Origin of the sequence: Achromobacter sp. F4_2707, assembly GCF_047501535.1 — a bacterium.
Taxonomy (GTDB): Bacteria; Pseudomonadota; Gammaproteobacteria; order Burkholderiales; family Burkholderiaceae_B; genus Yanghanlia.
Window position 1 is genome coordinate 87,335 of sequence record NZ_JAZDRJ010000005.1, and the last position, 26,777, is coordinate 114,111.

A 26,777-nucleotide genomic window follows, 5' to 3' on the forward strand; every position below is an offset into this window, starting at 1 on the left:
TTCCGGGCTCTCATCATGCTGCTTGATTTTTTCTACCACCTGCGAAAAAGCGGCCTGCCGGTTTCGGTGCAGGAATACCTCACGCTATTGGAAACCCTGCGCACCGACATCATGCAGCCTTCCGTTGATGATTTCTATCACGTGGCCCGCATGACGCTGGTCAAGGATGAAACCCTGTTCGACCGCTACGACCGCGCCTTTGCCGCTTTTTATGGCCAGATCGCCGCCATGTATCCGCAGGGCAAAGAAATTCCTCTGGAATGGCTGGTAAAGGAGTTCCAGAAAAAGCTCACGCCCGAGGAAAAAGCCGCGCTTGAAAAGCACGGCTGGGACAAACTCATGGAAATGTTCCGCGAGCGTTTGGAAGAACAAAAAGGGCGGCATGCAGGTGGGAACAAATGGATAGGCACAGGCGGCAGTTCACCTTTCGGGCATGGGGGCTATCACCCGGAAGGCATACGCATAGGCGGGCCGTCTGCGGGTAACCGCACCGCCATCAAAGTCTGGGAAAAACGCGAGTTCCGCGACTACGACGACCAACAAGAACTCGGCACGCGTAATTTCAAAGTGGCGCTGCGGCGCCTGCGGCGTTTCGCCCGCGAAGGTGCTGAATCAGAGCTCGATCTGGAAGACACGATCGCCAGCACCGCCCGCAACGCGGGGCTACTCGATATTCGCATGGTGCCGGAACGGCATAATGCCGTGAAAGTGCTTATGCTGCTGGATGTCGGCGGCAGCATGGACGATCACATCGCCCGCGTAGAAGAACTGTTCTCAGCGGCGCGCAGCGAGTTCCGCAACTTGGAAGTCTTTTATTTCCACAACTGCCCATACGAAAACTTGTGGCGCAACAATGCGCGGCGCCACACCGAACGCTTTGAAACCTGGGACGTTCTGCGGCGCTTCAACGAAGATTGGCGGCTCATCATTGTGGGAGACGCCACAATGAGCCCATACGAAATTCTGCAACCCGGCGGCTCGGTCGAGCACTACAACAAAGAAACCGGCGCCGCCTGGATGCAACGCCTGCTGGACGCCTGGCCCAAAGCTGTGTGGTTGAACCCCGAACCCCAGGGCTATTGGCAATACCGCCAATCCATTGCCATACTGCGCGACATCATGCACGACCGCATGTTCCCCATCACCATGGACGGGCTGGAACGTGCCATGCGCCTGCTGTCCAAGTAAGACAGTCCTTTGCTTCCCGCCCGCACCTCAGATTGCCGTAACAAAAAGGAAGTCATGACAACTCACACTGCGATGACCTCAAGGCTGCCGCTCAGCCTGATCAAACGCCCTCTGATTGCCTGCTTGCTGGCAGGGGCCATCATTCTCCCCACGCAGGCTCGGGAAACATCACCCTCCAGCCCTCCCCCGGCCACCGAACAGGTCGCTACCCTGCCCGCGGGTGTCGAGCGCGGCCCCAGCATCGAAGGGGTCACGGAATATCGTCTGGAAAACGGTCTGCGCGTGGTGCTGGCGCCCGATGCATCAAAAGCCAGTACTACGGTGAACATGACGTACCTGGTGGGTTCCCGCCACGAAAACTACGGCCAGACCGGCATGGCCCACCTGCTGGAACACATGCTGTTCCGGGGCACGCCCAGCTTGCGCAATGCGCTGGCGGAGTTTTCCCGGCGCGGGCTCGCCGCCAATGGCACAACCAACCCGGACCGCACCAACTACTACGCCACGTTCGCCACCGACCCGGACACCCTGGACTGGTATCTGCGCTGGCAGGCGGATGTGATGGTGAACGCGCTGATCGACCCGGACGACCTACAGGCCGAAATGCCGGTTGTACGCAATGAAATGGAGCGCGGTGAGAACAACCCCTTCCAGGTTCTGATGCAACAGATGCAGGCTTCGGCTTTCCGCTGGCATAACTATGGAAAGAGCACAATTGGCGCGCGCTCTGATGTAGAAAACGTCGATATCGGGCAATTAAGGGCGTTCTATCACGAATACTACCAACCCGATAACGCCATACTCATCGTTGCAGGAAAGTTCGATGTCGCCCAGACTCTGGGCGTCATTGCCGACGCGTTCGGCGCCATCCCTAGACCTGAGCGCCAACTGCCGCCCGAGTATACGGTCGAGCCCACTCAGGACGGTGAACGCGCCGTTACCTTGCGACGCCAGGGCGGCACCCCACTCGTTGCGGCGCTGTACCGCGCTCCGGCGCTGGCCGACCCAGACTTCACAGCTCTGGAGCTGGGGGTGGACATCCTCTCCGACACGCCTTCAGGCCGCTTGTACCAGCAACTGGTGCGCGAAAACCTGGCTTCGGAGACCTTTGGTTTCAGCGCCACCATGCGGCACCCGGGCTACGTATTCTTTGGCGCAGTGCTGGAAGCCGGCATGGATCAGGATCTGGCCCTGGAAACGCTTACTGGAACCCTTGAAAACCTGGCCGATACCCCGCTGGAAGAAGCTGACCTGGAACGTTCCCGCAATAAATGGCTGACCGCCTGGGAACGTAACTACGCCAACCCCAGCAGCCTGGCTGCGTCGTTATCGGAAGCCGTTTCAGAGGGCGACTGGCGGCTCCACTTCCTGCGCCGCGACCGCGTAGAAGCCGCCACGCTGGAAGAGGTACAACGCGTCACTTCAGCCTGGCTGACCTCCAACAACCGCACCTCCGGCCGTTATATTCCCACTGAGGCTCCAAAACGTGCGCCCACCGCCGCCTACCCGGACATTTCGGCTTTGCTGAGCGATTACACCGGCCGTGAGGAAAGTGCGGTGGTAGACATGTTTGATGCGACCCCTGCCAACATTGATGCCGCTACGCAGCGCGACACTGTCGAATTACCAAACGGCACATTACGCCTGGCCCTGTTGCCCAAGCCCACTCGGGGCGACCGTGTAGAAGCACGCCTGACGCTGCGTTTTGCGGATGCCGAAGCCCTGTTGGGGCAGCGCAGCGTCGCCAGCGCCGTTGCATCTCTGCTGCACCACGGCACCAACGACATGAGCCGCCAGGAGATTCAGGACCGCTACACCCAACTGCGAGCCTCGGTCAATGTGGACGGCGGGGGCAACACCGTGGCGGTGACCCTGTCCACCATCGGCGAAAACCTGCCGGCTTTGATCGAAACGGTGCTACATGTGCTGCGCGAGGCCAACTTCCCTGATGAAGCCCTCACGGAATATCGCAACCAGATGAATACCGCGATTGCCGACATGGAATCACAGCCCGGCCCACTGGCTGCGCGTGCGCTGGCCCGCCACGACAACCCCTGGCCGAGCGACGACATCCGCTATACCCCCACTTTTGAGGAATGGCGCCAGGAAATCCAAAGCCTGCAACCCGCAGCACTGCGTAACTTCCACAAGAAGTTCTACGGTGCGGGCCTGGTAGATTTCAGCGCAGTAGGTGAGTTTGACCCCAAAGCGGTGCGTTCAGCCCTGGAAAAATCTCTGCAAGGCTGGCAACAGGCCCCTGCTTACACGCGCATCAGCGACCCCTACCGGCCAGTAAAGCCCGAAACGTTCCTGATCGACACACCCGACAAGGCCAATGCCGTATTGATGTCGGCCATGCCGCTGAACCTGCGCGACGACGACCCGCGTTACCCGGCGCTGGTACTGGCCAACTACCTGTTGGGCGGCTCGGAAACCTCACGCCTGTGGACACGCGTGCGGGTAGAAGAAGGCCTGTCCTATTCTGTGTACAGCAGCGTTTCTGTGTCCTCGTACGAACCTAGCGGCACATGGTCGATCTATGCGATTCACGGCCCCGAAAACAGCAGCAAACTGGAACGCGTGATTGAGGAAGAGTTCACTCGCGTGCTGACGCAAGGCTTCACAGAAGAAGAAGTCAGCGAAGGCATCCGTTCGCTGTTGAATTACCGCAAGCTGGGGCGCACAAATGACAGCACTCTGGCAAGCGTCTGGCTGCGCTATCTGGATAACGGCCGCAGCTTTGCTTGGAACGCGCAGCAGGATGAACAAATCGCCGCTCTGACGGCCGATACTGTTAATACTGTGTTGCGTGAGCTGTTCCAGCCCGACCTGTTCAGCACCGCCATCGCCGCCGACCAAGCCAAGCAGAAGGAAGCGGGCACGCAGGTGGAATAAAAAAAACCCAGGCCGATGGTATTCGGCCTGGGGAAAAAGATGGCGCAACAGCCAATTACTGAAGGCGGTTAAACACTAGAACTCACCGGACTCCAGCACTTTTGCGACAAAAGCCGTATTGATTTCACCCGACTGAAAGGCCGGATGGCTGAGCAAAAAGTGGTGGAGATCCGCTGTGGTCTTGATACCAACCACTTCTGTCTCTTTCAAGGCCCGCAGCATGCGGGCAATCGCTTCTTCGCGGTCATTACCCCAACAAATCAGTTTGCCGACCATGGAGTCATAATAAGGGGGAATCAGATACCCCGACTCAATATGACTGTCCATGCGCACACCAAAACCGCCAGCAGCTCGGAAGTATTCCACCCTGCCTGGAGAAGGCATGAAGTTCTGCTTGGGGTCTTCTGCGTTGATGCGACACTCGATAGCATGACCACGGATCTGGATGTCAGATTGCTCCAGCTCTAATGGGATACCACTAGCGATCAACAACTGCAGTTTGATGAGGTCGATACCAGTGACCATTTCCGAAACCGGATGCTCGACCTGGATACGGGTGTTCATCTCAATGAAATAGAACTCCCTCGAGACGTTATCGAAAACGAACTCAATCGTGCCCGCGTTCTTGTATTTGACGGCCTCGCACAACCGAATGGCGGCTTGGTACATCCGCTCGCGAATCGCTTCCGTTAGAACAGGTGAAGGGGCCTCCTCCACCAGTTTCTGGTTACGACGCTGAGCCGTGCAATCCCGCTCTCCCGTGTGCAGCGTTTTAACGCCGTCCGAGATAACCTGAACTTCAATGTGACGGATATCAGTCAGGTATCGCTCAATATAGACTGCGGGATTACCAAAGGCTGCCTCCGCTTCGGCCATGATCTCGGTCAGGTCTTTTTCCAGGGATGCACGCTCGTGCACAACGCGCATGCCACGCCCGCCACCACCAGCCGATGCCTTGATTAGCAGTGGAAACCCAACCTCATCAGCAATTTTCATTGCCGTTTGGATATCCGAAACTTCACCATCCGACCCAGGAATCGTGGAGACACCCGCCGCTTTTGCGATTTTTCGTGCTTCGATTTTGTCACCCATTTTTCTGATGATTTCAGATGCAGGGCCCACAAAATTGATGTTTTCCGTTTCGCAGTACTTCGCAAAATCGGGGTTTTCTGCCAAGAACCCATAACCCGGGTGAATGGCGTCCACCTTAAACGACTTAGCCGCACTGATAAGGGCTTGCTGGTTCTGATAACTGAGCCTGGCTTGCGCCGGGCCTATGCAGACCGTTTCGTCGGCCAGCCTCACGGGTAGGGAATCAGCGTCGGCTTCCGAATAAGCCAGCACGCTGCGGATTCCAAGCTCTTTACACGCACGGATAACACGCAGCGCGATTTCACCCCGGTTGGCAATCAGAACGCTGCCCAGAATTTCTGACATAGATATCTCCGCTGATGCTCTGGACCTTATTGGCTCAGCTTGATGAGCATCAGGGGTTGCCCATACTCCACCGCCTGCTCGTTCTCGACAAAGATTTTCTCTACTGTCCCGTGTACACCCGCCTCGATGTTGTTCATGAGTTTCATAACTTCCACAATGCACAGCACGCTTTGGGGGTTAACAACATCGCCTTCCTTAACGAAAGCTGGCGCACCAGGCTTGGGGGCAGCGTAGAACGTTCCTACCATAGGTGCCTTAATCAGCACCTCATCTGCGGCGGCCTCAATTTTGCCAGCGACAGCTGGCCCGCTCTTCGCGACGGGTGACTCCGACGAAACGGGAGCCGAAACTGCAGGCGCAGCAGCTGCAGCTGCTGCAGGGGCAGGAGCGGGAGCCGCGACCGGCGCCAGGGCTGGCGCAGAGGCGGAGGGGCCTCCTTCCTTGCGCGACACAAAAATCTCTAACTCGCCGTACTTCAGGGAGAATTCTTGAACGTCATCGCTCAGATTCAACCAGTCCACAAGCGATTTAACCTCATGCAACTCCACTACTTTAGACATTTTTTCCATCTCCTTTATCGATGCAGACCTCTAGGCCATTTAATTTCACAGTAATTTTTCCAGTATCCCTCTTCGCCGACAGGCTCTTCACAAGGCTGACGAGTGAACCTGCAGCATCCTCAGAACGTTCGCCGTTCTTGATAGCACGACGCATTTCATCGACTTGCGTCCCTGCGAACATGGCGCGCAACAGAAGGTCGTCAATGCTGTCGTTGGGGTAACGCTCCTGAAGGTCAGGCAAAGCAGGCGGAATTTCGGTAGGAGTTTCTGAAATATCTGACGAACCATTTTCCAGAATCAACTTAAGTACGTCTGGATCGATATCGGTCAACAGTTTGCCGTAGTAACCCAAAGCGTATTTTTTGATCTCGTTCGGAACCACGCTGTAGCGCTCACCCGAAATAACGTTCATGACTGCCTGAGTGCCCACAAATTGCGCGAAGGGGGTAATCATGATCGGATACGCCAGCTCGGCGCGGACACGTGCCGTTTCGTGCAGCAACTCGTCGAAGCGATGCGACAAGCCCGCCGTGGCTAATTGAGAATGGAAGTTCGACAGCATGCCACCGGGGAGTTGGTGCATGTAATGCAGGCCGTCGTACTCCAGGGGAGCGCCCAAAGGCTTATTCTCAGTTTTGGCAATGGTATGTATGTCTTCACTGATCGCATCAACGAGCTGATCATCGACGTTGACTTGGTAACCCAATGCACGCAAGTCACGCACAATGCGTTGCGTCGAAGGCTGACCGGCGCCGTTGGCCAACGGCGCAATGGATGTATGCAACGCATCGACGCCGAGCTCGACGGCCTCCAGATACATGTAGGTTGTCAGCCCGCTCAGGCAGTGACTATGGAGTTCGAGCTGGCGGTCACCTATGACTTCCTTAATGGCCGGCACCAAAGTGCGCACACGTTCCGGCGTCAGCAAGCCACCTGCATCCTTCAGCATGATGGAGTCAACGTCAGTTTTTTCGATGAGCTCCTTCGCCTTACGAACGTACAGCTCATCGGTATGCACCGGGCTCTCGCAGAACGACAAGGCACCGAATGTCTCTGCACCCAGCTCTTTGGCCAGGCGCAAGCCTGCTGCGATGTTGTCGATATCGTTCAGGCCGTCGAATGAACCGATCACGCGGAAGCCATTAGCGTATAGCCGCTCCACCCATTTCATGATGACGTCATCGGGTAAGAAATCGAATGACGCAATATTTCTGGAGCGCACCAGCGCCCGGAACTTCGTGTTGGGCGCATGCTGGTGAGCTAAGCGTACGCGTTCCCAGGGGTCTTCCTTCAGATACCTGACCGACACATCAAACTGAATGGGTGCCATCAGATCAACATGCAGGAAACCTGCCTTATCGAACTTATCCGCCATGGCCAGAATATGTTCTGTGCGCATGCGCGTCGCCCACAGACTCTGGTGGCCGTCGCGAAGCGTCGTATCAATGATCTTGATTTCACGGCGGCTATTTGCCGGACGCCCCCCCAAACTCATGATCGTGGAGACCATCTGCCTGTCTTCTACTTGCATATTTAACCTACCTAAAAATTTCTCAACTACTTCAGCACGTCGTTTCTAGAACTCAAGCAACCGACAAGTAGCGCTGCTGAAGTTCTTCGTTTTCTCTCAGCTCCTGACTGGTCGTGCTGCAGACCACCTGCCCCTTTTCGAGGATGTAGGCACGTTCCGCATGTTTGAGCGCAAAGTGCACACTTTGATCAGTGAACAAAATAGTGGTTGTTTTTTTCAGCTGCTCGATCAGCGCACCGATTTGATTCACGATGACCGGCGCCAGCCCTTCATTTGGCTCGTCGAGCAGCAACAGCTTGGGCTCGCTCATGAGAGAGCGGGCGACTGCCAGCATTTGCTGCTGACCACCAGACAAATTGCCTGCCTTGCGATGCTCGAGTTCCGCCAGCATGTCGTATTCGTCAAAAATACGTTCGACTGACCACTGTGGCGTCGTGCCCGGCCGCACGTATCGCGCAACCTCCAGGTTCTCTCTGACGGTGAGATCCGGGAACATGCGGCGGTCTTCAGGCACCAAGCCCACACCCAAACGAGCCACCTTATAGGGCGGCAACGCGGTGATATCCACCCCTTCGAACTCGACTGTTCCGCGACGCGCAGGCGTTAAACCCACAATGGTTTTAAGCGTCGTACTTTTGCCAGCGCCATTGCGACCCAACAGGCAAACGGTTTCTCCCTCGTTCAACTCGATGGATACGCCTTGCAACGCATGGCTTTCCCCATAATAGGTATGAACGTCATTCAGTTTGAGCATCATGCGCTTTGTTCCTCTTCGAGTTCTTCGCCCAGATACGCCACGCGCACCTCTGGGTTCTGACGCACCTCCTCGGGCTCTCCAATGACCAGCGGCGAGCCGCGATGCATGACCATGATCCGGTCGGCCACCGAAAACACCACTTCCATGTCGTGCTCTGTAATCAGGAATGTGTATTCACCTGTCGATGACAGGTTATGAATCAGGTTGATGACTTTCCGGGTTTCCTCGGGCGTCATACCGGCGGTGGGTTCATCTAGTAAGACAATGCTAGGTGCAGTCGCGAGCACAACGGCAATCTCTAAAAGACGCTTGTCGCCATAACTAATGGTTCCGGCACGCTGATGAGCCAGGTCCTTGAGCGCCAGGCGCTCAAGGATTTTTTCGGCTTCTTCCTGAATCTGGCGGTTATTGCTGGCAAAGTTGTACCAGCGCCGACTCTGCTTGTGTAAAGCAGTCAGGGCGACCTCAACATTCTCACGAACGGTGAAATCCGTAAAAATATTGTTGATCTGGAATGAGCGCGAAATCCCCATGCGGCTGACCTTATGGGGCGGCAGCCCAGTGATATCTTGCCCATTCAACAAAATGCTGCCACCTGAAGGCACCATGCGCCCGGAAAGCAAGTTGTAGAAAGTGGTTTTGCCCGCGCCATTCGGCCCAATGATGGCCAGTGTTTCCTTTTCTTTGACAGTCAGGTTAACGCCGGAGACTGCATTCACCCCACCGAAGCTCTTGCGCAGGTTTTTTATTTCCAGAATCGGCTTGCTCATGATTTTTTACGCTCCTCACGCCACATAATGATGGTTCCCAGCACGCCGTTACGGAAAAACATGACAATCAGGCCCAAAATAATGCCCAGAATCAACATCCAATTCTGAGTGAAGTTGGTGATCCAGGTTTCAAGCAATACAAATGCGGCAGCACCGACCAACGGCCCCAGGAAATACCCTGCTCCACCCAAAATGCTCATCAGTACAGGTTCAGCAGACATGGACCAATGCACCAATTCGGGGCTTGCAATACGTAGGAAAGGAGCCATCAAACCACCCGCCAAGCCCGCGAAGCCACCGCTAATGGTGAAAGCGGCCACCCGGTAGTGACGTATATTCAAACCGCAGAAAGAAACTCTCTCGCTGTTCATACTGATTGCGCGCAACACCATTCCAAATGAAGAACGCGTAATCAGGTAAAGCACGCCAATAGCAATCGCCGTTATCACTAGGACGACTTGGTAATAAACCACGGGATTACCCATTGTCAGATCGAGCCCCAGACCGAATTCCCGCACACGGAAACCCGATATTCCATCACTGCCATTCGTTACCGAACGCCACTGATGCACCACGCTATACGTCAACATGCCAAAGGCCAGCGTAAGCATGGCGAAGTAGACCTCATTCAGCCGTGCACACAATGCTCCAAATATCAGAGCCAATAGAGCGCCCGACAAAGTCGAAATAACAAGGCACCAAATCAGTGGCCATTGCAGCCACAGCAGCAACATGCCGGTTGCATAAGCCCCTACACCGAAGAACGCCGCGTGTCCGAAGCTCAACATCCCTGTATAGCCAAATGACAAATTAAAGCTCAGGGCAAATAACCCGAGAATCAATATCTCCGTAGCAAGAAAGATATAAAAATACGGGGCGTACTTAGGCAGCAGGATCAACGCGATCGCTACGAGCAGAAAAGAAAAAATTGCTACAGGCTTTTTCATTAGCGACCTCCGGATCCCATGAGACCGTACGGTTTGAACAGTAAGACAAGGGCCATGCCGATAAAGGGCAGAAGCAAATTCACCTCAGGGAAGTAACGGCTTCCGAAACCATGAATCAGGCCGAGGATGATGGCGCCGAGCAACGTACCCGTAAAGTTACCCAAGCCACCGATGACGACAATAATGAAGCTTTCAATAATGATTTTGTCGCCCATACCCGGGTCGATCGCCCTCATTGGTGCGGCGACCACGCCCCCTACTGCCGCCAACCAGGCGCCAAAAGCAAAAACAGCGGTAATAACGAATCGCGTATTAATGCACACCAGTTGAGACATCTCGCGGTCAATAGCCGCGGCTCGGATGATATGCCCCACCCGTGTACGGTTGAACATCCACCACAGGCCAGCCAGCACCAGCATCCCCATGACAATGACGAACATGCTGTATTTCGGGTAGGTCACATTGCCGAATAAGGTAACGGTTCCTTGCAGCATCGCAGGGGGGTCAATCACGTAAATACCGGTGCCCCACACCATTCTTATGGATTCGTTAAGAATCAGCATTAACGCAAACGTGAGCAGTAATGAGTCGGCAACATCCCGATCGTAAATTCTGCTCAATACCAGGCGCTCTATAACGATAGCAAGCAATACTACCGGCACGGGCGCAACAATCAGCGCCAACCAGAACGGCAAGCCAAGCATTGCCATGCAGGAATAACCTGCATAAGCGCCCAACATATAAATGGCGCCATGGGCAAAGTTGATGACATGCAGTACACCGAAAACAATGTTCAAACCTATTGCGATGATGAACAGCAACAGCGCTATATCTAAACTGTTCATCAAGGCCGCAAAAAAGCTAGCCATGGGGGATCTCCGATATGGCAAGGCAACGCCCGACATTTAGCCGGGCGTATTCGATACTATTTAGACAAACTTAGAGCGTGCACCCTGTCTTTTCAACAGGCGGAGTGATATCTGCACCCTTGAAATTATGGATTTCGGTGAGTGAACGAATGCCATCGGCACTCATTGGACCAGCACGCCCCCAGGTCGGGCCGACCAGTGCTTGGTTGTCACCCACGCGGAAGGTGCGCTCGCTTGCAGCAGGTGAGTCGATTGTCAGGCCAACCAAGGCCTTCGCGACATCCTTAGGCTCAGCGCTACCAGCTTTTTCAATCGCGGCTTTAACTGCGTAGACGGCAGAATATGCGCCTTCAGCGTTATAGCTTGGTGGCGTCTTGTAACGCTCGCGGTAATCGTTGACGAACTTGGTATTACGCTCGGAATCGTGGCTTTCATACCAGTAGCGGGTTCCCAACCACACGCCCTCGGGCATCTGGTCACCCAGGGCTGCCAACGCTTCGGTTGCAGCGCCAACGGTGAACATCAACTCGTAGCCTTGGTTGAAAAAGTTCAGGTTGTGCGCTTGGCGGATGAAGTTAACCAGGTCGCCGCCCCACACGGAGATCAGAATACCGTCGGGCTTCTGTTCCATGATGTTATTGATGAAGGGGGTGAAATCTTCCGCACCGAACCGAGGGAAAGCAGTTTCCTTCATCATTTCGGCATCGGGCGCGAGCTCCTTCATGTTCTCACTGAAGATTTCCCAGGACTCATGGCCGAAGGCGTAATCGGGGCCAATGGTGGTCCAGCGCTTAGCATCCAGCTTAGACGCAATTTCGGCCGCGGCACGCATATTCTGCGACTCGTTCACCGAAACACGGAAGCTGTACTCATTGCAGAGCTTGCCAGTTGCGTGTGGCGTAGCCGCGTGAGTAATGATGAGCGGAGTTTCCAGTTCTGGCAGCACAGGTACCAGGCCCAGAGCCACGCCTGAGCTGTCCAGCCCGATCAGTGCGCTGACGCCGTCTTGATACACGAGTTTGCGAGCGGCTTGAATGCCGGTAGCAGCACGGCCTTGATCGTCTTCCATCAACAGGTTCAGGGGACGCCCGAGTACACCGCCCTGCTCGTTGATTTCGTCAATCGCCATTTGCAGCCCTTGCGATGCGAATTCGCCGTAGCTTGCAGCGCTACCGGAGAGAATGTACAGCCCCCCGAGTTTGATGGGCTTGTCGTTAGCGGAGGCTAGGCCCGATGCCATTGCCCCAGCTGTCGCAACGGCTAGCAACAAAGACTTCAGTCGATATGATCTCATTTAATGTCTCCTGAGCGTCAGCCTATCAGAGATGATCTTTGGTAAGTTGACGGTTTTACTGAATGAACTGTTTGGGAAGCCCAGTACAGATCGGTAAACGCGATATAACTACTCTCTCGAGTTACCGCATTGAAAAGGTTCGTATTACGAACTTTTATTCTTGGTTAGAACCCGAAACATGATTCTAGAATCCCTGCTTAGCGGTCTCAAGAAGGGTAAACCCGATCCAAAATCCAGAGCCTATTTAAAGTTTTTCGATGTTGTTGGTCTCAACAACTTTACGCCAACGTGCCACCTCGTCTTTAATATGTTGAGCGAACTCTTCTGGCGTATCCCCCACGGGGCGCGCGCCCAGGGCTTCCAGACGCGCAACGACCTCTTCTTCCTTGAGAATTTCCACAATGGACTCATTGAGGAGGGAAACAACTTCTTCAGGTGTGTTGGCCGGTGCTAATACGCCGAACCAAGATGTCACCTCATAGCCGCTCACCCCTTGCTCAGCAACGGTTGGGATATTCCCAAAACTCGGCCAACGTTCCTTGGTCGTCACGGCGATGCCTTGAACATTGCCAGACTCAATATGCGCTGCAGACGACGGCAGATTGTCAAACGCAATGGGGATCTGCCCACCAATGACGTCAGTCAGCATTGGCCCACCCCCTTGATACGGAACATGGACAATATCGATACCCGTCAGGGCTTTAAGCAGTTCGCCCGCCATATGCGGACTGCCACCCATGCTGGTAGAACCAAAGCTCAGCACGCCTGGGTTCTCCTTGGCATAGGAGACCATCTCGTTAAAGTTGCTGAACGGCGCGTCCTTGGAAGCAACCAATACGTTGGGCGTATTTGCCACCCGGACGACTGGCGAGAAATCAGTTATCGAGTCGTACGCCAGCTCCTTGTAAAGCGCTTCGTTAATCCCATGGGAGTTGATTGTTCCCATTAACAAGGTGTAGCCATCCGGCTTTGAGCGCGCCACAGCTCGTGAGCCGATTTGCGCGCCAGCTCCGGGGCGATTCTCCACGACAAAACTCTGACCGAGTTTTTCACTCAAGCGGGCGGATACCAGGCGAGCCAGCACATCAGTGGTGCCACCAGGCGGATAAGGCACCACCATCGTCACGGCTTTCTCCGGATAACTGGCCTGTGCAGCGACATGCCCACCCGCCATCACTCCGATACTTAATGCCAAGCAAATCCATTTTGCACGCATGTTTTGTCTCCTCAAATGTTCTGTACAGTGGATAGTCCACGCAATTTCGCCCGCATGGAATCCGGTACCTCGACCGTGAACCCCAATATGGCTGATGACAACGCCTTTCCATAGTTGTCGAGGCATAAGCTACGCGACACGCCGCCGCCCAACGCACCATGCGCCACGAAATTCAGCGCATGAATGGCTTCGACTTCGTAACGAATAACCTTTCCTTTGATGGCGTCACGGTGAAACGCTTTGAATCGTTCCGCCGTTAATTGCGCTCTCAAAAGCTCATAGAACTCCGGCTCGTAGGCGAACACAGCGATATTTGAGGTGTTTCCCTTGTCCCCGGAGCGAGTGTGTGCCAGATGCTGCAGTTGTACTCGCATAATCAACTCTCAAAATAATGAACGTGCGCCTTCACATGCTCACGCGGAACCAATGCAGACCACACACCAATCACCTCTCGTGTGCGATCCTGATGGGGTACGCGCTTGCCTGTCTGAGCCACACCGGAGACCGCCATGCCGTCTACTTCGCGCCCCACTTTCATGGCTTCCTCTCGCGTTTTAGTACGAGCTGCGACCCGGACTGCTACCTCGTAAGGTTCAGGCGCATCCGTCGGTGTCGCATCGCCATGTATGGCGTTCATCCCCAGAAAATCGATACGAATCTCTTCTGCATCCAGCTTCACAATGCGAAACCGCTCTTCCAGTATGCGTTTCGCCAACCGAGCGCGACGCAAAGCGCCTGGCCCTGCGTAAAAGAACATATCTTCACCAATATGCCCTTCAGTACATCCCATCGATACTTTCAAGGTAGATGTGCGCGGCTTGCCCCGCAGGTTAGAGACCTTCACTTGATCAGGCCCCACTTCTTCAATATTTACGGAAGTGAAATCCACGACCACATCGGGGGTGATGTAATTTGCAGGGTCATGTACCTCGTACAGGAGCTGCTCTTTCACAGTGCGCACATTCACGGTACCCCCTGTGCCCTCAGCTTTTGTCAGGATGGCTGAACCGTCCGCGCTGACTTCCGCAATTGGAAAGCCGAAATTCCAAGGTTCATCGACATCCTTAAAGCCGGGGTCGGCGAAATAGCCGCCTGTCACCTGGGCACCGCACTCTAATAGATGCCCCAGGCCACTACCCGCGCCTAACCGCTCGTAGTCGGACGCCTCCCAGCCGAATTCATGCATCATCGGTGCCATGAAGATAGATGGGTCGGCAACTCTGCCCGTGATAACGATCTGAGCGCCGTTCTTTAGGGCTTCGACGATGGGTTCAGCTCCCATATAGGCTTCCGCCGAGATCAGGGTATCAGCCAAGCTCGATGTGGGCTGGCCATTCTCCAAAATGGTGTCAGTCAGCTCAAGAACGCGGTCGGTGATCAAGCTGCCAGTAACCGCTGCCACTTTGACACCGGTCACGCCCATTTCTCGTAGAAGTTCAGTAACCCGCTGTGCAGCGCCCTTGGGGTTAATCCAGCCCTGATTGGAAATGATCCGAATGCCCTGCTCAACACAGGCTGGCAAAACGGCGCGCATCCTATCTTCAAGATAGGTGTCATAACCGGGAAAGCAGGGATCTCGCCGGCTGCGTACCTGGGCAGCGGATACCGTAGCTTCAGCCATGGTCTCAAAGCATAGGTAATCCAGCTTCCCGCGTTCCGCGTTGATCACCGCCGGCTCTACTCGGTCTCCCCACCATGCTGATCCGGACCCGATGCGTATCGTTCTAGTCATTAGTAGTTGTCCCCTCATGTTTTGCGCTGAAGTCTACTGATAGAAGTTACAAGCCGCCAGTAGCAAAACGAACAAAGGTCTGTGAATTATTTTCACAGACCTTTGGGAAATGATACAAATGACGACCTCAATGGGCCGTATTATTCGGAGAAATTTTCTTTCAGAAAGTCGATGACTGCGCGCACCCGGGGAGCGATTGAACGGCCCTTGAGGTATAAGAGATAGAAGCGATCCTCTTCAGAAAAGTCCTGATATTCCCGCAAAAGCGGAATCAGAGCGCCCTTTTCCAGGTCAGATTTCAAATGAAACTCGGCGAGCCGAACCACTCCCAGACCATTCAACGCCATCGTGCGCAGCAGTTCACCCTGGTTGCAACCTATATAGTTAGGCGCATCGACAGTGGTGAGCTCTCCGTCCTCAACAAACGTCCACATATTCCACTGGGTGCGGATTGTGAAGTTCAAGCAGCGATGATTCAGAAGTTCTTGGGGTTTCTGGGGCGTCCCGTATTTGCGCAAATACTCGGGCGCGGCCGCAATCACCCAAGGCCGCCTCATTAAGGGCAAACCGACCAAAGAGAGTTCAGTAGGGCGACCACTATGCACGGCGAGGTCAATGCCCTGCCTGATAAAGTCGCCCCGCTCGGTGTCCAGCAAAAAGTCGATCCGTAACTGCGGGTGTCGTTCCAGCAGCGCGGGGAGTTTCGGCACAATCAAATACTTGGCAGTCGTGAGCGCAGTATGGATCCGCACCGTGCCAGAAACTCCGGCCTTCGGGTTGGCAACCGCGTTCTCAGCCTCTTCCATGGCATCGACGACATGCTGTCCAGACTCCCTCAGAATCTCACCTTCCTGAGTGATGCGGATCATGCCCCCAAGTCGCTCAAACAAACGCACATTCAAGCGCTGTTCCAGGCGCGCGATCACCTTGCTCACCGCAGAGGGCGACATCCCCAGCGTCCTGGCCGCCGCTGAAAAGCTGCCGTCTTTAACAACTCTCAGAAAGACGACCAGTTCGTCAAAGCTGCTCATGCGTTAATCAGGAAAAGAAGTTCTTTACCCGATCACGCCATGACTGGCTGTTGGGCGAGTGCTTTTCCCCGCCTTGCTGCAACGACGCCTCGAACTGGCGCAGGATTTTCTTCTGCTCTTCGTTCAAGCGCACGGGCGTTTCGACTGACACGTGGCAGTAGAGGTCGCCGGGGTAGCTGGAGCGTACGCCGCGTATGCCCTTGCCGCGCAAGCGGAACGTCTTGCCGGTCTGCGTGCCTTCGGGGATGGTGATGGCGCCACGCCCGGTAAGCGTCGGGACTTCCAACTCGCCACCCAGTGCTGCGGTGGTGAAGGGGATGGTCAACTCGCAATGCAGATCGTCACCATCGCGCTGGAAAATACCGTGCTGCTTAAGGTGAATTTCGACATAAAGGTCGCCCGGAGGCCCGCCATTGACGCCCGGTTCGCCGTTGCCGGCCGAGCGGATGCGCATGCCGTCGTCGATCCCGGCGGGAATTTTCACCTGCAGTGTTTTGTTGCGACGCACACGCCCCACCCCGTCGCAGGAGGTGCAGGGGTCGGTAATTTCTTTCCCCGTACCATGGCAGGTTGGGCAATTCTGCTGCACGCTGAAAAAGCCTTGCTGCATGCGCACCACCCCAGCGCCGTCACACGTATGACACGTGCGGGGCTGAGTGCCGGGCTTGGCGCCATTCCCATGACAGACGTCGCAGCTTTCCCAACTGGGCACCCTGATTTCCGTATCGAAACCATTGGCGGCCTGTTCCAGGGAAATGTCCAGCGTGTATTTGAGATCGGCTCCACGATACATCTGCGGACCACCGCCGCGACGGCCTGCCGCACCGAAGATTTCTCCGAAAATATCGCCGAACGCATCTGCAAAACCTGCTGCGCCACCGCCCATACCGCCGCCCATGCCGGCATTGGGATCAACCCCCGCATGGCCGAAACGGTCGTAAGCCGCACGCTTTTGATCGTCGGACAACATCTCGTAGGCTTCTTTAGCCTCCTTGAACTTTTCCTCGGCTTCTTTGCTATCCGGATTGCGGTCCGGATGGTATTTCATAGCCAGTTTTCGATAAGCCTTCTTGATCTCATCGTCGGAGGCGTTCTTCGCTACCCCCAATATCTCGTAGTAATCGCGTTTTGCCATGTGTATTGCTTGCGTCTGTGACGTGCTCCGTGTCTGAACGGGAACGCCCGGTTTCCGGAAAACAGGCCAGAAACCGGGCTTTAGGAAGCCTCTGTATCAGAGGTTCACTAGGCGACTCACAAACCTCTTAGTCGCGCTTCACTTCCTTGAAGTCCGCATCCACGATGTCGTCGTCAGCCGGACGGGCATCGGCCTGGCCTTCCTGAGCCGCCTGGGCCTGCATGTCTGCGTACATTTTCTCGCCGAGCTTCTGGGAGGCCGTGCTCAAGGCTTCCACCTTGGCGTCGATCTGCGCCTTGTCGCCCGACTGAATGGCTTCTTCAAGTTCCTTGAGAGCCGCTTCAATCGCTTCCTTCTCGGACTCTTCCAGCTTGTCGCCGTAATCGGTCAGCGACTTGCGGGTAGAGTGAACCAACGCATCGGCCTGGTTGCGGGCCTGTGCCAGTTCGGCAACGCGGCGGTCTTCCTCGGCGTTGACCTCGGCGTCCTTGACCATGCGCTCGATCTCTTCTTCGCTCAGACCGGAGTTTGCCTTAATGGTGATCTTGTTTTCCTTACCAGTGCCCTTATCCTTGGCGGACACATGCAGAATGCCGTTGGCGTCGATGTCAAAGGTGACTTCGATCTGCGGGGTACCACGTGCTGCGGGCGGAATCCCTTCGAGGTTGAACTCACCCAGCGCCTTGTTGGCGGCTGCGATCTCGCGCTCGCCCTGGAACACCTTGATGGTTACGGCGGGCTGGTTGTCGTCAGCCGTGGAGAACACCTGCGAGAACCGAGTAGGAATCGTGGTGTTCTTCTTAATCATCTTGGTCATCACGCCGCCCAGGGTTTCAATACCCAGGGAAAGCGGGGTGACGTCCAGCAGCAGAACGTCCTTGCGGTCGCCCGACAGTACGGAACCCTGAATGGCGGCACCAGCGGCGACGGCCTCGTCGGGGTTGACGTCTTTACGCGGTTCACGGCCAAAGAACTCCTTGACCTTCTCCTGTACCTTGGGCATGCGGGTCATGCCGCCCACGAGAATCACGTCGTCAATGTCGCTGGCCTTAATGCCGGCATCCTTGATGGCCACGCGGCAAGGCTCAATGGTGCGCTCGATCAGGTCTTCCACCAGGGCTTCCAGCTTGGCACGCGTGATCTTGAGGTTCAAGTGCTTGGGGCCGCTGGCGTCTGCCGTGATGTAGGGCAGGTTGATTTCTGTCTGCTGAGTGGAGGACAGTTCGATCTTGGCTTTTTCAGCCGCTTCCTTCAGACGCTGCAGAGCCAGAACGTCCTTAGACAGGTCGACGCCGCTGTCTTTCTTGAACTCACCAATGATGTAGTCAATGATGCGCTGGTCGAAGTCTTCACCACCCAAGAAGGTGTCACCGTTGGTGGACAGCACTTCAAACTGCTTCTCGCCATCGAGATCGGCGATTTCAATAATGGAAACGTCGAACGTACCGCCGCCCAAGTCGTATACAGCAATCTTGCGATCGCCCTTCTCGGACTTATCCAGGCCGAACGCCAAAGCGGCGGCCGTGGGCTCGTTAATGATGCGCTTGACTTCCAGGCCGGCGATGCGGCCTGCGTCCTTGGTCGCCTGACGCTGGCTATCGTTAAAGTAGGCGGGCACCGTGATCACGGCTTCCGTCACTTCCTCGCCCAGGTAGTCCTCGGCGGTTTTCTTCATTTTTCGCAGCACGTCGGCAGAGACCTGCGGGGCGGCCATCTGCTTGCCTTGCGCTTCCACCCAGGCGTCGCCATTCTCAGCCTTGATGATTTTGTAGGGCATCAGCTCGATGTCCTTTTGCACCGCTTTCTCGTCGAACTTGCGACCGATCAAGCGTTTGACTGCAAACAGCGTGTTGGCAGGGTTGGTCACTGCCTGGCGCTTGGCCGGCGCGCCGACCAACACTTCGCCGTCGGGCATATAGGCCACGATGGAAGGCGTAGTGCGCGTACCTTCTGCGTTTTCAATGATCTTGACACTGCTGCCTTCCATAACGGAGACACAGCTGTTAGTCGTGCCAAGGTCGATACCGATGATTTTTCCCATGATTCGTGATCCTGCGAAAAGAATAGATAAATTCGTTAATACTGTGGATGATTAGCTAACTGGGGACGATTTCGCCGTTTTCAAGCTTGGCCGGAAGAAACCATGACCAAAGCCGGGCGCAATACGCGATCGGCCAGCGTGTAGCCCTTTTGCAGCACCTGCACAATCGCCCCCTCAGGCTGATCGGAGGGCACTGAAGAAATCGCCTGATGAAAGTGGGGGTCGAACTTGTCGCCCGGCACCGGAGCGACCTCGCGCATCTGGTTGCGTTCGAACGCGCCGTTCAACTGGCGCAAAGTGGCTTCCACCCCTTCCTTCCAGGCTTCGGCGCTCTGGTCTGTGAGAGCCAGCGCGGCCTCCATGCTGTCGCGCACGGGGATCAGACTTTCGGCAAATGCTTCCGTACCGAATTTCCGGGCCTTGGCCACATCTTCCTGAGCGCGGCGGCGCACGTTCTCGACTTCGGCGCGGGCGCGCAGCAACTCTTCGTGATAACGGGCGATTTCCTGCTGGGCGGCCTGCAACATGGCGTCGAGATTCTCTTCTTCGGCTGCGCCGGACTGATCAGCACCTTTTTCGCTGGATTCCTCGGCCTGTTCGGTTGGCGCTTCATTGACCTCAAGCTTTTCAGATGTGTCCGGTTTCTGGTTTTCCTGCTTGGGGTCCACAGGTTCCTGGGTTGCAGACATAGAAGTTCTCCATTAACAGAAGTATGCAATCCAGGAACTATGGGGGTGTTCAGGGAAATTTCAAGAGCCTACTTCCAGAGATTTCGCTCCACGATATCCGCCAGGCTGCTGATCCAGGTAGGGTTGCCGTTCAGGCAAGGAATGTAGCGCAGGGTATCGCCACCTTCTTCCACAAAGGCATCCCGGCATTCAACTTGTATTTCTTCCAGGGTTTCCAGGCAGTCAGCCAGAAAGCCCGGGCACATCGCATCCACTTTCTTCACCCCCTCCTTGGCCCATTGGCGCAAGGTGGGCTCGGTGTAGGGCTTGAGCCATTCTTGAGCGCCGAAGCGGCTCTGAAAGGAATAGTGCACCAGGCCGCCGTCTTCCCCCAGCGCCTGGCGCAGCGCCCGCACCGTGTCCATGCAGTCACGATGGTAGGTATCGCCCTTTTCCACCGTGATGCGCGGTATGCCGTGAAAGCTGAGCAGCAGGCGTTCGGGTTTGCCGTGCTCACGCCAATGTGCGTGAATGCTTTCTACCAAAGAGGCGATATAGCCAGGATCATCCGGGTAGCGTTTCACAAAACGCAGTTCCGGCTGGTTACGGCGCCGTTTGGCATATTCATTGACTTTGTCGACCGCCGTTGCGGTGGTGCTGGCAGCGTACTGTGGGTACAGCGGCACCACCAAAATACGATCGCAACCCGCATCGCGTAACGAGTCCATGGCTGATGCGATGGAGGGATTACCGTAGCGCATGCCCAGTGCGGCCTTGATCTGAATCCCACGGCGCGCGAGCTCCTGTTCAACCCCTTCAGCCTGCCAGCGCGAAGCAACCAGCAGCGGTGAACCTTCTTCCCACCAGATATCCTGGTAGCGGGGCTGCAGGGCGCGCGGGCGCCTTGTCAACACGAATAACCGCAGTATTACCTGCCACACGGGCTGGGGAATTTCTATCACACGCGGGTCTGAAAGGAATTCGGCCAGATAGCGGCGAATCGCTGCGGGGGTCGGCGCATCGGGCGTGCCCAGATTAATGAAAAGGACACCGGTTTGCGTGTCCGACCGAGCGGGCGGGTCTGCATCCAGTGCGTGTGGATCGACCGGCTCGGCCATATAGCGTGGCGCAAAAAAGCTCATGTTGTGTGGTGATGACTCAGGGCGTTGGAAAGAAGACGGGCTGTGATGTCCACAATAGGAATAACGCGATCATAGGCCATGCGAGATGGCCCGATCACCCCCAGCGTGCCGACCACTTGGCCGTCTACACCGTAAGGCGCCGTAATGACCGACACATCTTCCAGGGGCACGAGTTCTGAGTCTCCACCAATGTAGATCTGCACACCTTGCGCATGACTGGAAACATCCAGTAATTGCAGCAGGTCCGTCTTTTTCTCGAACAGGGAAAACATGCGCCTTAAACGATCCATATCCGACGCGATGTCAGATATATCGAGCAGCTTACGCTCACCCGCTATCACGACAGACTCATCGAGATCAGGGTCGCTCGTACCGGTTTCAACGGCTGCCTGCATTAACCGTGAAATATCGACCTGCAGCGAAGACAGTTCCTTTTTGAGCGCGCCGCGCACTTCCTCGAAAGACTTGCCGGAAAAATGCTGGTTGAAGAAATTACTTGCCTCAATCAGTTCCTGTTCGAGATAGTCACGCCTCACGAAAAGAATGCGGTTCTGCACGTCGCCGTCGGGCGTCACGATAATGAGCAGCACCCGGGATTCCGATAAACGAATGAACTCGATTTGACGGAATATCTGCGAGCGCTTGGGTGCCAGCACCACCCCGGCGAATTGCGACATATTCGACAGCAGCGTAGCGGCTGCCGATACCGCACGGGAAGGGTCGGTCGTCGGGAGTTTGCTAGGCAGATTTCCCGCTTGCCGACCCTGCAAGCTCTGTACCGCCAGCAACCGATCCACAAACAAGCGATAGCCCTGTGGGGTAGGCACACGCCCCGAGGAGGTGTGCGGGCTATGAATCAGGCCGAGGTCTTCGAGGTCGGCCATGACATTGCGGATTGTTGCCGGAGACAGATCGAACATCTTCGACAGAGTGCGGGACCCCACCGGCTGACCATCCGCGATATAACGCTCTATCAGCACTTTCAACAATGCCTTGGCTCGATCATCCATATTACAGTTCAGTACGACATTAATAAAAATTCACGCCTCGCTTAGCTCAATAGGGCAAAGCACGGGCTCAGGCAGGTAGTCACAACTCTATAATCAACTCTATTATTCCATCAAATATTCGGGCTTCATTTTATGCACTTCAAGACTATCGCCCTTATCGGCCGCTATCAGGACAGCGGCCTTGATGAACCGTTGCGCGAGTTGGCTACCGCCATCACCGCCACGGGGCGCCAAGTATTGGTCGAAGCCGACACAGCCAGCAACACCGGCGTCAATGAATTCATGGTAGCCGATTACGCTGGGATTGGCGCACAGGCCGATCTTGCCATCATCATGGGGGGCGATGGCACCATGCTGGGCGCGGCCCGCCAGCTGGCCGTCTACGATCTGCCTATGGTCGGCATCAACCATGGTCGCCTGGGCTTCATCACCGACATCCCATTGCACAACGCTCTGGATGCCGTACACCGTATTCTTGACGGCCAGTACGAAGGCGAAGAACGCATATTGCTCGAAGGCCGCGTCATCCGCGACGGCCAAGTCATGTTTTCCGGCTTGGCCCTGAACGACGTTGTGCTGAACCGCGCCGGGCGCGGCGGCATGATAGAAGTGCGTGTGGAACTGAACGATACCTTCATGTACAGCCAACGCGCCGACGGCCTCATTATTGCCACGCCCACGGGCTCTACCGCTTACTCTCTGGCTGTGAACGGCCCCATCGTCCACCCCAGCATCAAGGCGCTACTGCTAGTGCCTGTCGCACCACAAACCTTGTCGAACCGCCCTATTGTCCTGCCCGACGACGGTACCATCGGGCTGACCATTACCGCGCTGGGCCGCGTTGAGTCGGGCGCCAGCGTGCACTTCGACATGCAAACCTGGTCAGAATGCCAGCCGGGCGATCGCATTGAAGTGCGCCGCGCCAACCACGGCGTACGCTTTGTACATCCCAGTGGCTACAGCTATTTTTCCACGTTGCGGCGTAAGCTGTACTGGAATCACATGCCCCAACCCTCAGACGACACCGAATAAACAACCATGCTGCGCCTTCTGCACGTTCGTGATTTCGTCATTGTCGATGAAGCGGAAATCAGCTTCTCGCCAGGCTTTACTGTCTTTTCCGGAGAAACCGGCGCAGGCAAATCCATCCTGATCGACGCCTTGTCGCTGGCACTGGGCGCTCGCGGCGACACCGGCCTGCTTCGCACCGGTGCCGATCGGGCAGAAATCAACGCCGTCTTCCAGGCGCCTGACTCCCTGCACGCCTGGCTTGAAGAGCGCGATTTCGACCCCCAAGACGATCTCGTCCTACGACGCATCATCGACAACCAAGGGCGCAGCAAAGCCTATGTGAATGGGGTCCCCGCCAATCTGGGCATGTTGCGTGAATTGGGCGCGCACTTGGTCAACATCCATGGCCAGCACGCCCACCAGGGTTTGCTGAACACTGCCAATCAGCGCGACATGCTTGACCAGCAAGGCGGCCTGAGTGAACTCGCACGTGACACCCTACACGCCTGGCAAAGCTGGAGGCGGGCTCTGGAAGCCTTGCAATCGGCCCAACGCAACGCCGATACCATGCAACAAGAACGCGAGCGCCTGCAGTGGCTGCTGAGCGAACTCGAAACCCTGGCGCCTCAACCCGGCGAGTGGGAACAGATCAGCAACGAACAATCGCGACTCGCCCACGGTCAGGCTTTGCTTGAAGGCTGCGGGCGCGCGCTGGCGCTGCTGGACGACGAATCCGGTTCGGCTATACAGGCGCTCAATAGCGCGACCCAGCAAATCGAACCTCTGCTGCGTCACGATAGCCAACTACAAAGCACCCTCGACGCCCTGGAGTCTGCGCGAATTTCCGCGACAGAAGCCGTATCCGATCTCAATAGCTACTTGGGCCGTCTGGAACTCGACCCAGATGCCCTGGCACGCGCCGATCGCCGCGTTAGCGAGCTGTTCGAAGCTGCGCGCAAACACCATGTCGAGCCCGAAGAACTACCCGCTTTACAAGAACGCCTGAGCGCCGAGTTGGCTGCCAGTAATGCGGCCATCGACCTCGAAGCCCTGCAAGCCAACGTCACGGTTGCTGAAAATGCTTATCACAGCGTAGCCGACCGTCTGAGCAAGGCGCGCCGCAAGACCGCCCAGCGGCTTGGCCGGGAAGTCACCGCCGCCATGCAGGAACTCGCCATGCAAGGCGGCTCTTTTGAAGTTACGCTGGAAGTCTGCCCTGCAGGCCCGCATGGTAAGGAAGCTGTCGAATTCCGAGTGGCGGGCCATGCGGGCACGCCCTTGCGCCCATTGGCTAAAGTCGCATCAGGCGGTGAGCTCGCCCGGCTGTCACTGGCGTTGTCAGTAATCGCCAGCCAGGCAGCGCAAGTGCCCACGCTGATTTTCGACGAAGTAGATACCGGCATCGGCGGCGCGGTGGCTGAGTCCGTGGGTCGTCTGTTGCACCAATTAGGCGACCGCCACCAAGTACTATGCGTCACCCACCTGCCGCAAGTCGCGGCGTGCGGTAGGCATCATTTTGAAGTCAGCAAGTCATCCGCAGAAAGCGGAACCTTGTCGGATATCCGCCTGCTTGATGAACAGGGGCGCATTAATGAAATCGCCCGCATGCTGGGTGGCATGACCATCACCGACACCACCCGCAAGCACGCTAGCGAAATGTTGGCAGGTTAAGAACGTTTCCGGCAGTTTAGTTACCGGCTGCGCTTTGTACTGGCGCAGTCGGGGCACATGCCATACAACATCATGGTGTGGCTTTCCAGGACAAAACCGTGCTCTTCCGCCACCTTGTACTGGCGGGTTTCGATTTTTTCATCACTGAATTCCACCACCTTGTTGCAGTGGGTACAGATGAGGTGATCGTGATGATCGCCATCGTTCAGTTCGAAAACGGCCTTACCGCCGTCAAATTGGCTGCGCACCAAAATACCGGCCTGCTCAAACTGAGTCAGCACGCGGTAGACCGTCGCCAAGCCAATATCAACATCCTCAGCAATCAGCGTGCGATACACATCTTCAGCGCTTTGATGACGCTCATCGGCTCGCCGGAAAATGTCGAGGATCTTGAGACGGGGAAAAGTCGCCTTCAAGCCGGCATTCTTCAAATCAACGGAATCGGTCATACGTATGGATAATTTCTGGCGAGATTAAGGCGTCTGACGGAAATTACAGCGACAGACGGCGACGAACGCTCATGCGTTTCTAGTTTAGCCTTTATGATAACGTTTTTACTCGTTCTGAATCAGGGGCGTTTCGTGCTGACAATTGCTAACAGAATTTCAAAAACGCTGCGTGCCGGTATAACAGGCACCGTGCTAGCACTAGCCTTAACGGCTTGCGGCAGCACCGAGTGGGGGTTCCCATACCGGCCAAATATCCAACAAGGCAACTGGATCACAAGCGAGCAAGTGGCTCGCCTCGAGCCCGGGATGTCGCGCGAACAAGTACGTTTTCTGCTGGGCACTCCCACCCTGCAAGATATTTTCCGCAGCGACCGCTGGGACTATCCCTACTATAGCAAACCCGGCTATGGCGACATCGAACAGCGTCGCTTCAGTGTCTGGTTCGAAGGCGACTATCTGGTACGCTGGGAAGGCGACTCACAGCCTGACCGCCAGCCCTTCCAGAAAACCGACACGGGCAAGGACGGGCGCCAAAGCGTAACGGAATCCACCCCAACGTCTTCGGGCGCCGGCGCTGAACCCCTTAGATAATTTAAGTTTCAAGGATACACAATGCGTATAGCAATCGCGGGAGCTGACGGCCGCATGGGCCGCATGCTTATCGAAGCCGTGCTGCAAACTGAAGACCTCACGCTTGCCGTGGCGCTGAATCATTCCGACTCTCCTAGCATCGGGCAAGACGCCGGTGCGTTTCTCGGCATAGAAACTGGGGTACGCATCACTGACAACCTTGCCGCTCTGGCCGATGCCGACTGCCTGATCGACTTCACCCGCCCCGAAGCCACGCTCAAGCACCTGCCCGCCTGCATCGAGCATGGCGTCAAATGCGTGATCGGCACCACAGGCTTTGACGATGCGGGAAAAAAAGCCATTCAGGCCGCCAGCCAGAAAACCGCTATTGTTTTTGCGCCCAACATGAGTGTGGGCGTAAACGTCACTCTCAAGCTGCTGGAAATGGCGGCTCGCCTGCTCAACAGCGGTTATGACGCGGAGGTATTCGAGGCCCACCACCGCAACAAGGTCGATGCGCCATCCGGCACAGCGCTGGCCATGGGCGAAGCCGTAGCCCACGCTTGGGGCGAAGATCTCGACAAAATCGCGGACTGGGCCCGCCACGGCGATACCGGGCCTCGCGAAACCGGCCGCATCGGGTTTTCAGTGGTACGCGGCGGCGATATCATCGGCGATCACACCGTTTACTTCTGCGGGATTGGCGAAAGAATCGAAATCACCCACCGCTCCAGCAGCCGCACGACATACGCGCAGGGCAGCATTCGCGCTGCCCGTTACCTGGCACGCAAAGATTTCGGCCTGTTCGACATGCACGACGTGTTAGCAAGCTGACGCCTCACTCGCACGCCCC

Annotated in this window: 24 protein-coding genes; 6 read left to right on the plus strand and 18 right to left on the minus strand. The window is 56.1% G+C overall.

Annotated elements, in window-relative coordinates; translation table 11 throughout:
• Positions 1 to 15: 15 nt before the first annotated feature.
• Both VRY85_RS06495 and VRY85_RS06500 read left to right on the plus strand, forming a co-directional pair.
• Entirely contained in the window at positions 16 to 1,188 is a 1,173-nt protein-coding gene (locus VRY85_RS06495) for a vWA domain-containing protein (RefSeq protein ID WP_414597796.1), read from the plus strand.
• A 54-nt stretch (positions 1,189 to 1,242) separates the two neighbouring features.
• On the plus strand, positions 1,243 to 4,083 hold the full coding sequence (locus VRY85_RS06500) for a M16 family metallopeptidase (protein WP_414597797.1): 2,841 nt from the start codon (positions 1,243 to 1,245) through the stop codon (positions 4,081 to 4,083).
• Positions 4,084 to 4,158: 75 nt separating this feature from the next.
• On the opposite strand, the gene accC is transcribed toward VRY85_RS06500, so the two are convergent.
• The 17 genes from accC to hrcA form a co-directional block, all read right to left on the minus strand.
• The gene (accC, locus tag VRY85_RS06505; RefSeq protein WP_414597798.1) at positions 4,159 to 5,520 is read right to left on the minus strand and encodes an acetyl-CoA carboxylase biotin carboxylase subunit; all 1,362 of its coding nucleotides are present in this window, start codon (positions 5,518 to 5,520) and stop codon (positions 4,159 to 4,161) included.
• Between the two features lie 26 nt (positions 5,521 to 5,546).
• Complete coding sequence (gene accB, locus VRY85_RS06510; RefSeq protein WP_414597799.1) at positions 5,547 to 6,080, minus strand: acetyl-CoA carboxylase biotin carboxyl carrier protein; 534 nt, start codon at positions 6,078 to 6,080, stop codon at positions 5,547 to 5,549.
• Positions 6,073 to 7,611, minus strand: a complete 1,539-nt coding sequence (locus VRY85_RS06515; RefSeq protein ID WP_414597800.1) for a pyruvate carboxylase subunit B — start codon at positions 7,609 to 7,611, stop codon at positions 6,073 to 6,075. Before VRY85_RS06515 ends, accB begins: the two co-directional genes overlap by 8 nt.
• A 52-nt stretch (positions 7,612 to 7,663) precedes the next feature.
• Positions 7,664 to 8,368 (minus strand): ABC transporter ATP-binding protein, encoded by a 705-nt coding sequence (locus VRY85_RS06520; RefSeq protein ID WP_414597801.1) that lies wholly within the window; start codon positions 8,366 to 8,368, stop codon positions 7,664 to 7,666.
• The gene (locus VRY85_RS06525) at positions 8,365 to 9,138 is read right to left on the minus strand and encodes an ABC transporter ATP-binding protein (RefSeq protein WP_414597802.1); all 774 of its coding nucleotides are present in this window, start codon (positions 9,136 to 9,138) and stop codon (positions 8,365 to 8,367) included. Before VRY85_RS06525 ends, VRY85_RS06520 begins: the two co-directional genes overlap by 4 nt.
• Positions 9,135 to 10,085 carry a branched-chain amino acid ABC transporter permease gene (locus VRY85_RS06530; protein WP_414597803.1) on the minus strand — a complete coding sequence of 317 codons (951 nt, stop codon included), beginning with the start codon at positions 10,083 to 10,085 and terminating at the stop codon, positions 9,135 to 9,137. The genes VRY85_RS06525 and VRY85_RS06530 overlap by 4 nt, the downstream gene beginning before the upstream one ends.
• Positions 10,085 to 10,954 (minus strand): branched-chain amino acid ABC transporter permease, encoded by an 870-nt coding sequence (locus VRY85_RS06535; RefSeq protein WP_414597804.1) that lies wholly within the window; start codon positions 10,952 to 10,954, stop codon positions 10,085 to 10,087. The genes VRY85_RS06530 and VRY85_RS06535 overlap by 1 nt, the downstream gene beginning before the upstream one ends.
• Positions 10,955 to 11,024: 70 nt before the next feature.
• Positions 11,025 to 12,248: an ABC transporter substrate-binding protein gene (locus VRY85_RS06540; RefSeq protein ID WP_414597805.1), complete on the minus strand. Its 1,224-nt coding sequence runs from the start codon at positions 12,246 to 12,248 to the stop codon at positions 11,025 to 11,027.
• Between the two features lie 244 nt (positions 12,249 to 12,492).
• Complete coding sequence (locus VRY85_RS06545; RefSeq protein WP_414597806.1) at positions 12,493 to 13,464, minus strand: Bug family tripartite tricarboxylate transporter substrate binding protein; 972 nt, start codon at positions 13,462 to 13,464, stop codon at positions 12,493 to 12,495.
• 11 nt (positions 13,465 to 13,475) lie between these two features.
• A complete protein-coding gene (locus VRY85_RS06550; protein WP_414597807.1) occupies positions 13,476 to 13,838 on the minus strand; it encodes a hypothetical protein in 363 nt (120 codons plus the stop codon).
• Between the two features lie 2 nt (positions 13,839 to 13,840).
• Positions 13,841 to 15,196 carry an acyclic terpene utilization AtuA family protein gene (locus tag VRY85_RS06555; protein ID WP_414597808.1) on the minus strand — a complete coding sequence of 452 codons (1,356 nt, stop codon included), beginning with the start codon at positions 15,194 to 15,196 and terminating at the stop codon, positions 13,841 to 13,843.
• A gap of 140 nt (positions 15,197 to 15,336) precedes the next feature.
• Positions 15,337 to 16,227 carry a LysR substrate-binding domain-containing protein gene (locus tag VRY85_RS06560; RefSeq protein ID WP_414597809.1) on the minus strand — a complete coding sequence of 297 codons (891 nt, stop codon included), beginning with the start codon at positions 16,225 to 16,227 and terminating at the stop codon, positions 15,337 to 15,339.
• 7 nt (positions 16,228 to 16,234) lie between these two features.
• Positions 16,235 to 17,362 (minus strand): molecular chaperone DnaJ, encoded by a 1,128-nt coding sequence (gene dnaJ / locus VRY85_RS06565; RefSeq protein ID WP_414597810.1) that lies wholly within the window; start codon positions 17,360 to 17,362, stop codon positions 16,235 to 16,237.
• Positions 17,363 to 17,489: 127 nt separating this feature from the next.
• Positions 17,490 to 19,403: a molecular chaperone DnaK gene (dnaK, locus tag VRY85_RS06570; protein WP_414597811.1), complete on the minus strand. Its 1,914-nt coding sequence runs from the start codon at positions 19,401 to 19,403 to the stop codon at positions 17,490 to 17,492.
• An 80-nt stretch (positions 19,404 to 19,483) separates the two neighbouring features.
• On the minus strand, positions 19,484 to 20,092 hold the full coding sequence (gene grpE / locus VRY85_RS06575; RefSeq protein ID WP_414597812.1) for a nucleotide exchange factor GrpE: 609 nt from the start codon (positions 20,090 to 20,092) through the stop codon (positions 19,484 to 19,486).
• 68 nt (positions 20,093 to 20,160) lie between these two features.
• Entirely contained in the window at positions 20,161 to 21,213 is a 1,053-nt protein-coding gene (gene hemH, locus VRY85_RS06580) for a ferrochelatase (RefSeq protein WP_414597813.1), read from the minus strand.
• Positions 21,210 to 22,223, minus strand: a complete 1,014-nt coding sequence (hrcA, locus tag VRY85_RS06585; protein WP_414597814.1) for a heat-inducible transcriptional repressor HrcA — start codon at positions 22,221 to 22,223, stop codon at positions 21,210 to 21,212. Before hrcA ends, hemH begins: the two co-directional genes overlap by 4 nt.
• A gap of 132 nt (positions 22,224 to 22,355) precedes the next feature.
• Here hrcA and VRY85_RS06590 point away from each other — a divergent pair, with 132 nt between their 5' ends.
• On the plus strand, positions 22,356 to 23,255 hold the full coding sequence (locus VRY85_RS06590) for an NAD kinase (protein WP_414597815.1): 900 nt from the start codon (positions 22,356 to 22,358) through the stop codon (positions 23,253 to 23,255).
• 6 nt (positions 23,256 to 23,261) lie between these two features.
• Positions 23,262 to 24,905, plus strand: a complete 1,644-nt coding sequence (gene recN, locus VRY85_RS06595) for a DNA repair protein RecN (RefSeq protein ID WP_414597816.1) — start codon at positions 23,262 to 23,264, stop codon at positions 24,903 to 24,905.
• A gap of 20 nt (positions 24,906 to 24,925) precedes the next feature.
• On the opposite strand, the gene fur is transcribed toward recN, so the two are convergent.
• Positions 24,926 to 25,354, minus strand: coding sequence for a ferric iron uptake transcriptional regulator (fur, locus tag VRY85_RS06600; protein ID WP_414597817.1), 429 nt, complete (start codon positions 25,352 to 25,354; stop codon positions 24,926 to 24,928).
• A 141-nt stretch (positions 25,355 to 25,495) separates the two neighbouring features.
• Here fur and VRY85_RS06605 point away from each other — a divergent pair, with 141 nt between their 5' ends.
• Both VRY85_RS06605 and dapB read left to right on the plus strand, forming a co-directional pair.
• Positions 25,496 to 25,945 carry an outer membrane protein assembly factor BamE gene (locus VRY85_RS06605; protein WP_414597915.1) on the plus strand — a complete coding sequence of 150 codons (450 nt, stop codon included), beginning with the start codon at positions 25,496 to 25,498 and terminating at the stop codon, positions 25,943 to 25,945.
• A gap of 21 nt (positions 25,946 to 25,966) precedes the next feature.
• Positions 25,967 to 26,758, plus strand: a complete 792-nt coding sequence (gene dapB, locus VRY85_RS06610) for a 4-hydroxy-tetrahydrodipicolinate reductase (protein ID WP_414597818.1) — start codon at positions 25,967 to 25,969, stop codon at positions 26,756 to 26,758.
• Positions 26,759 to 26,777 lie beyond the last annotated feature (19 nt).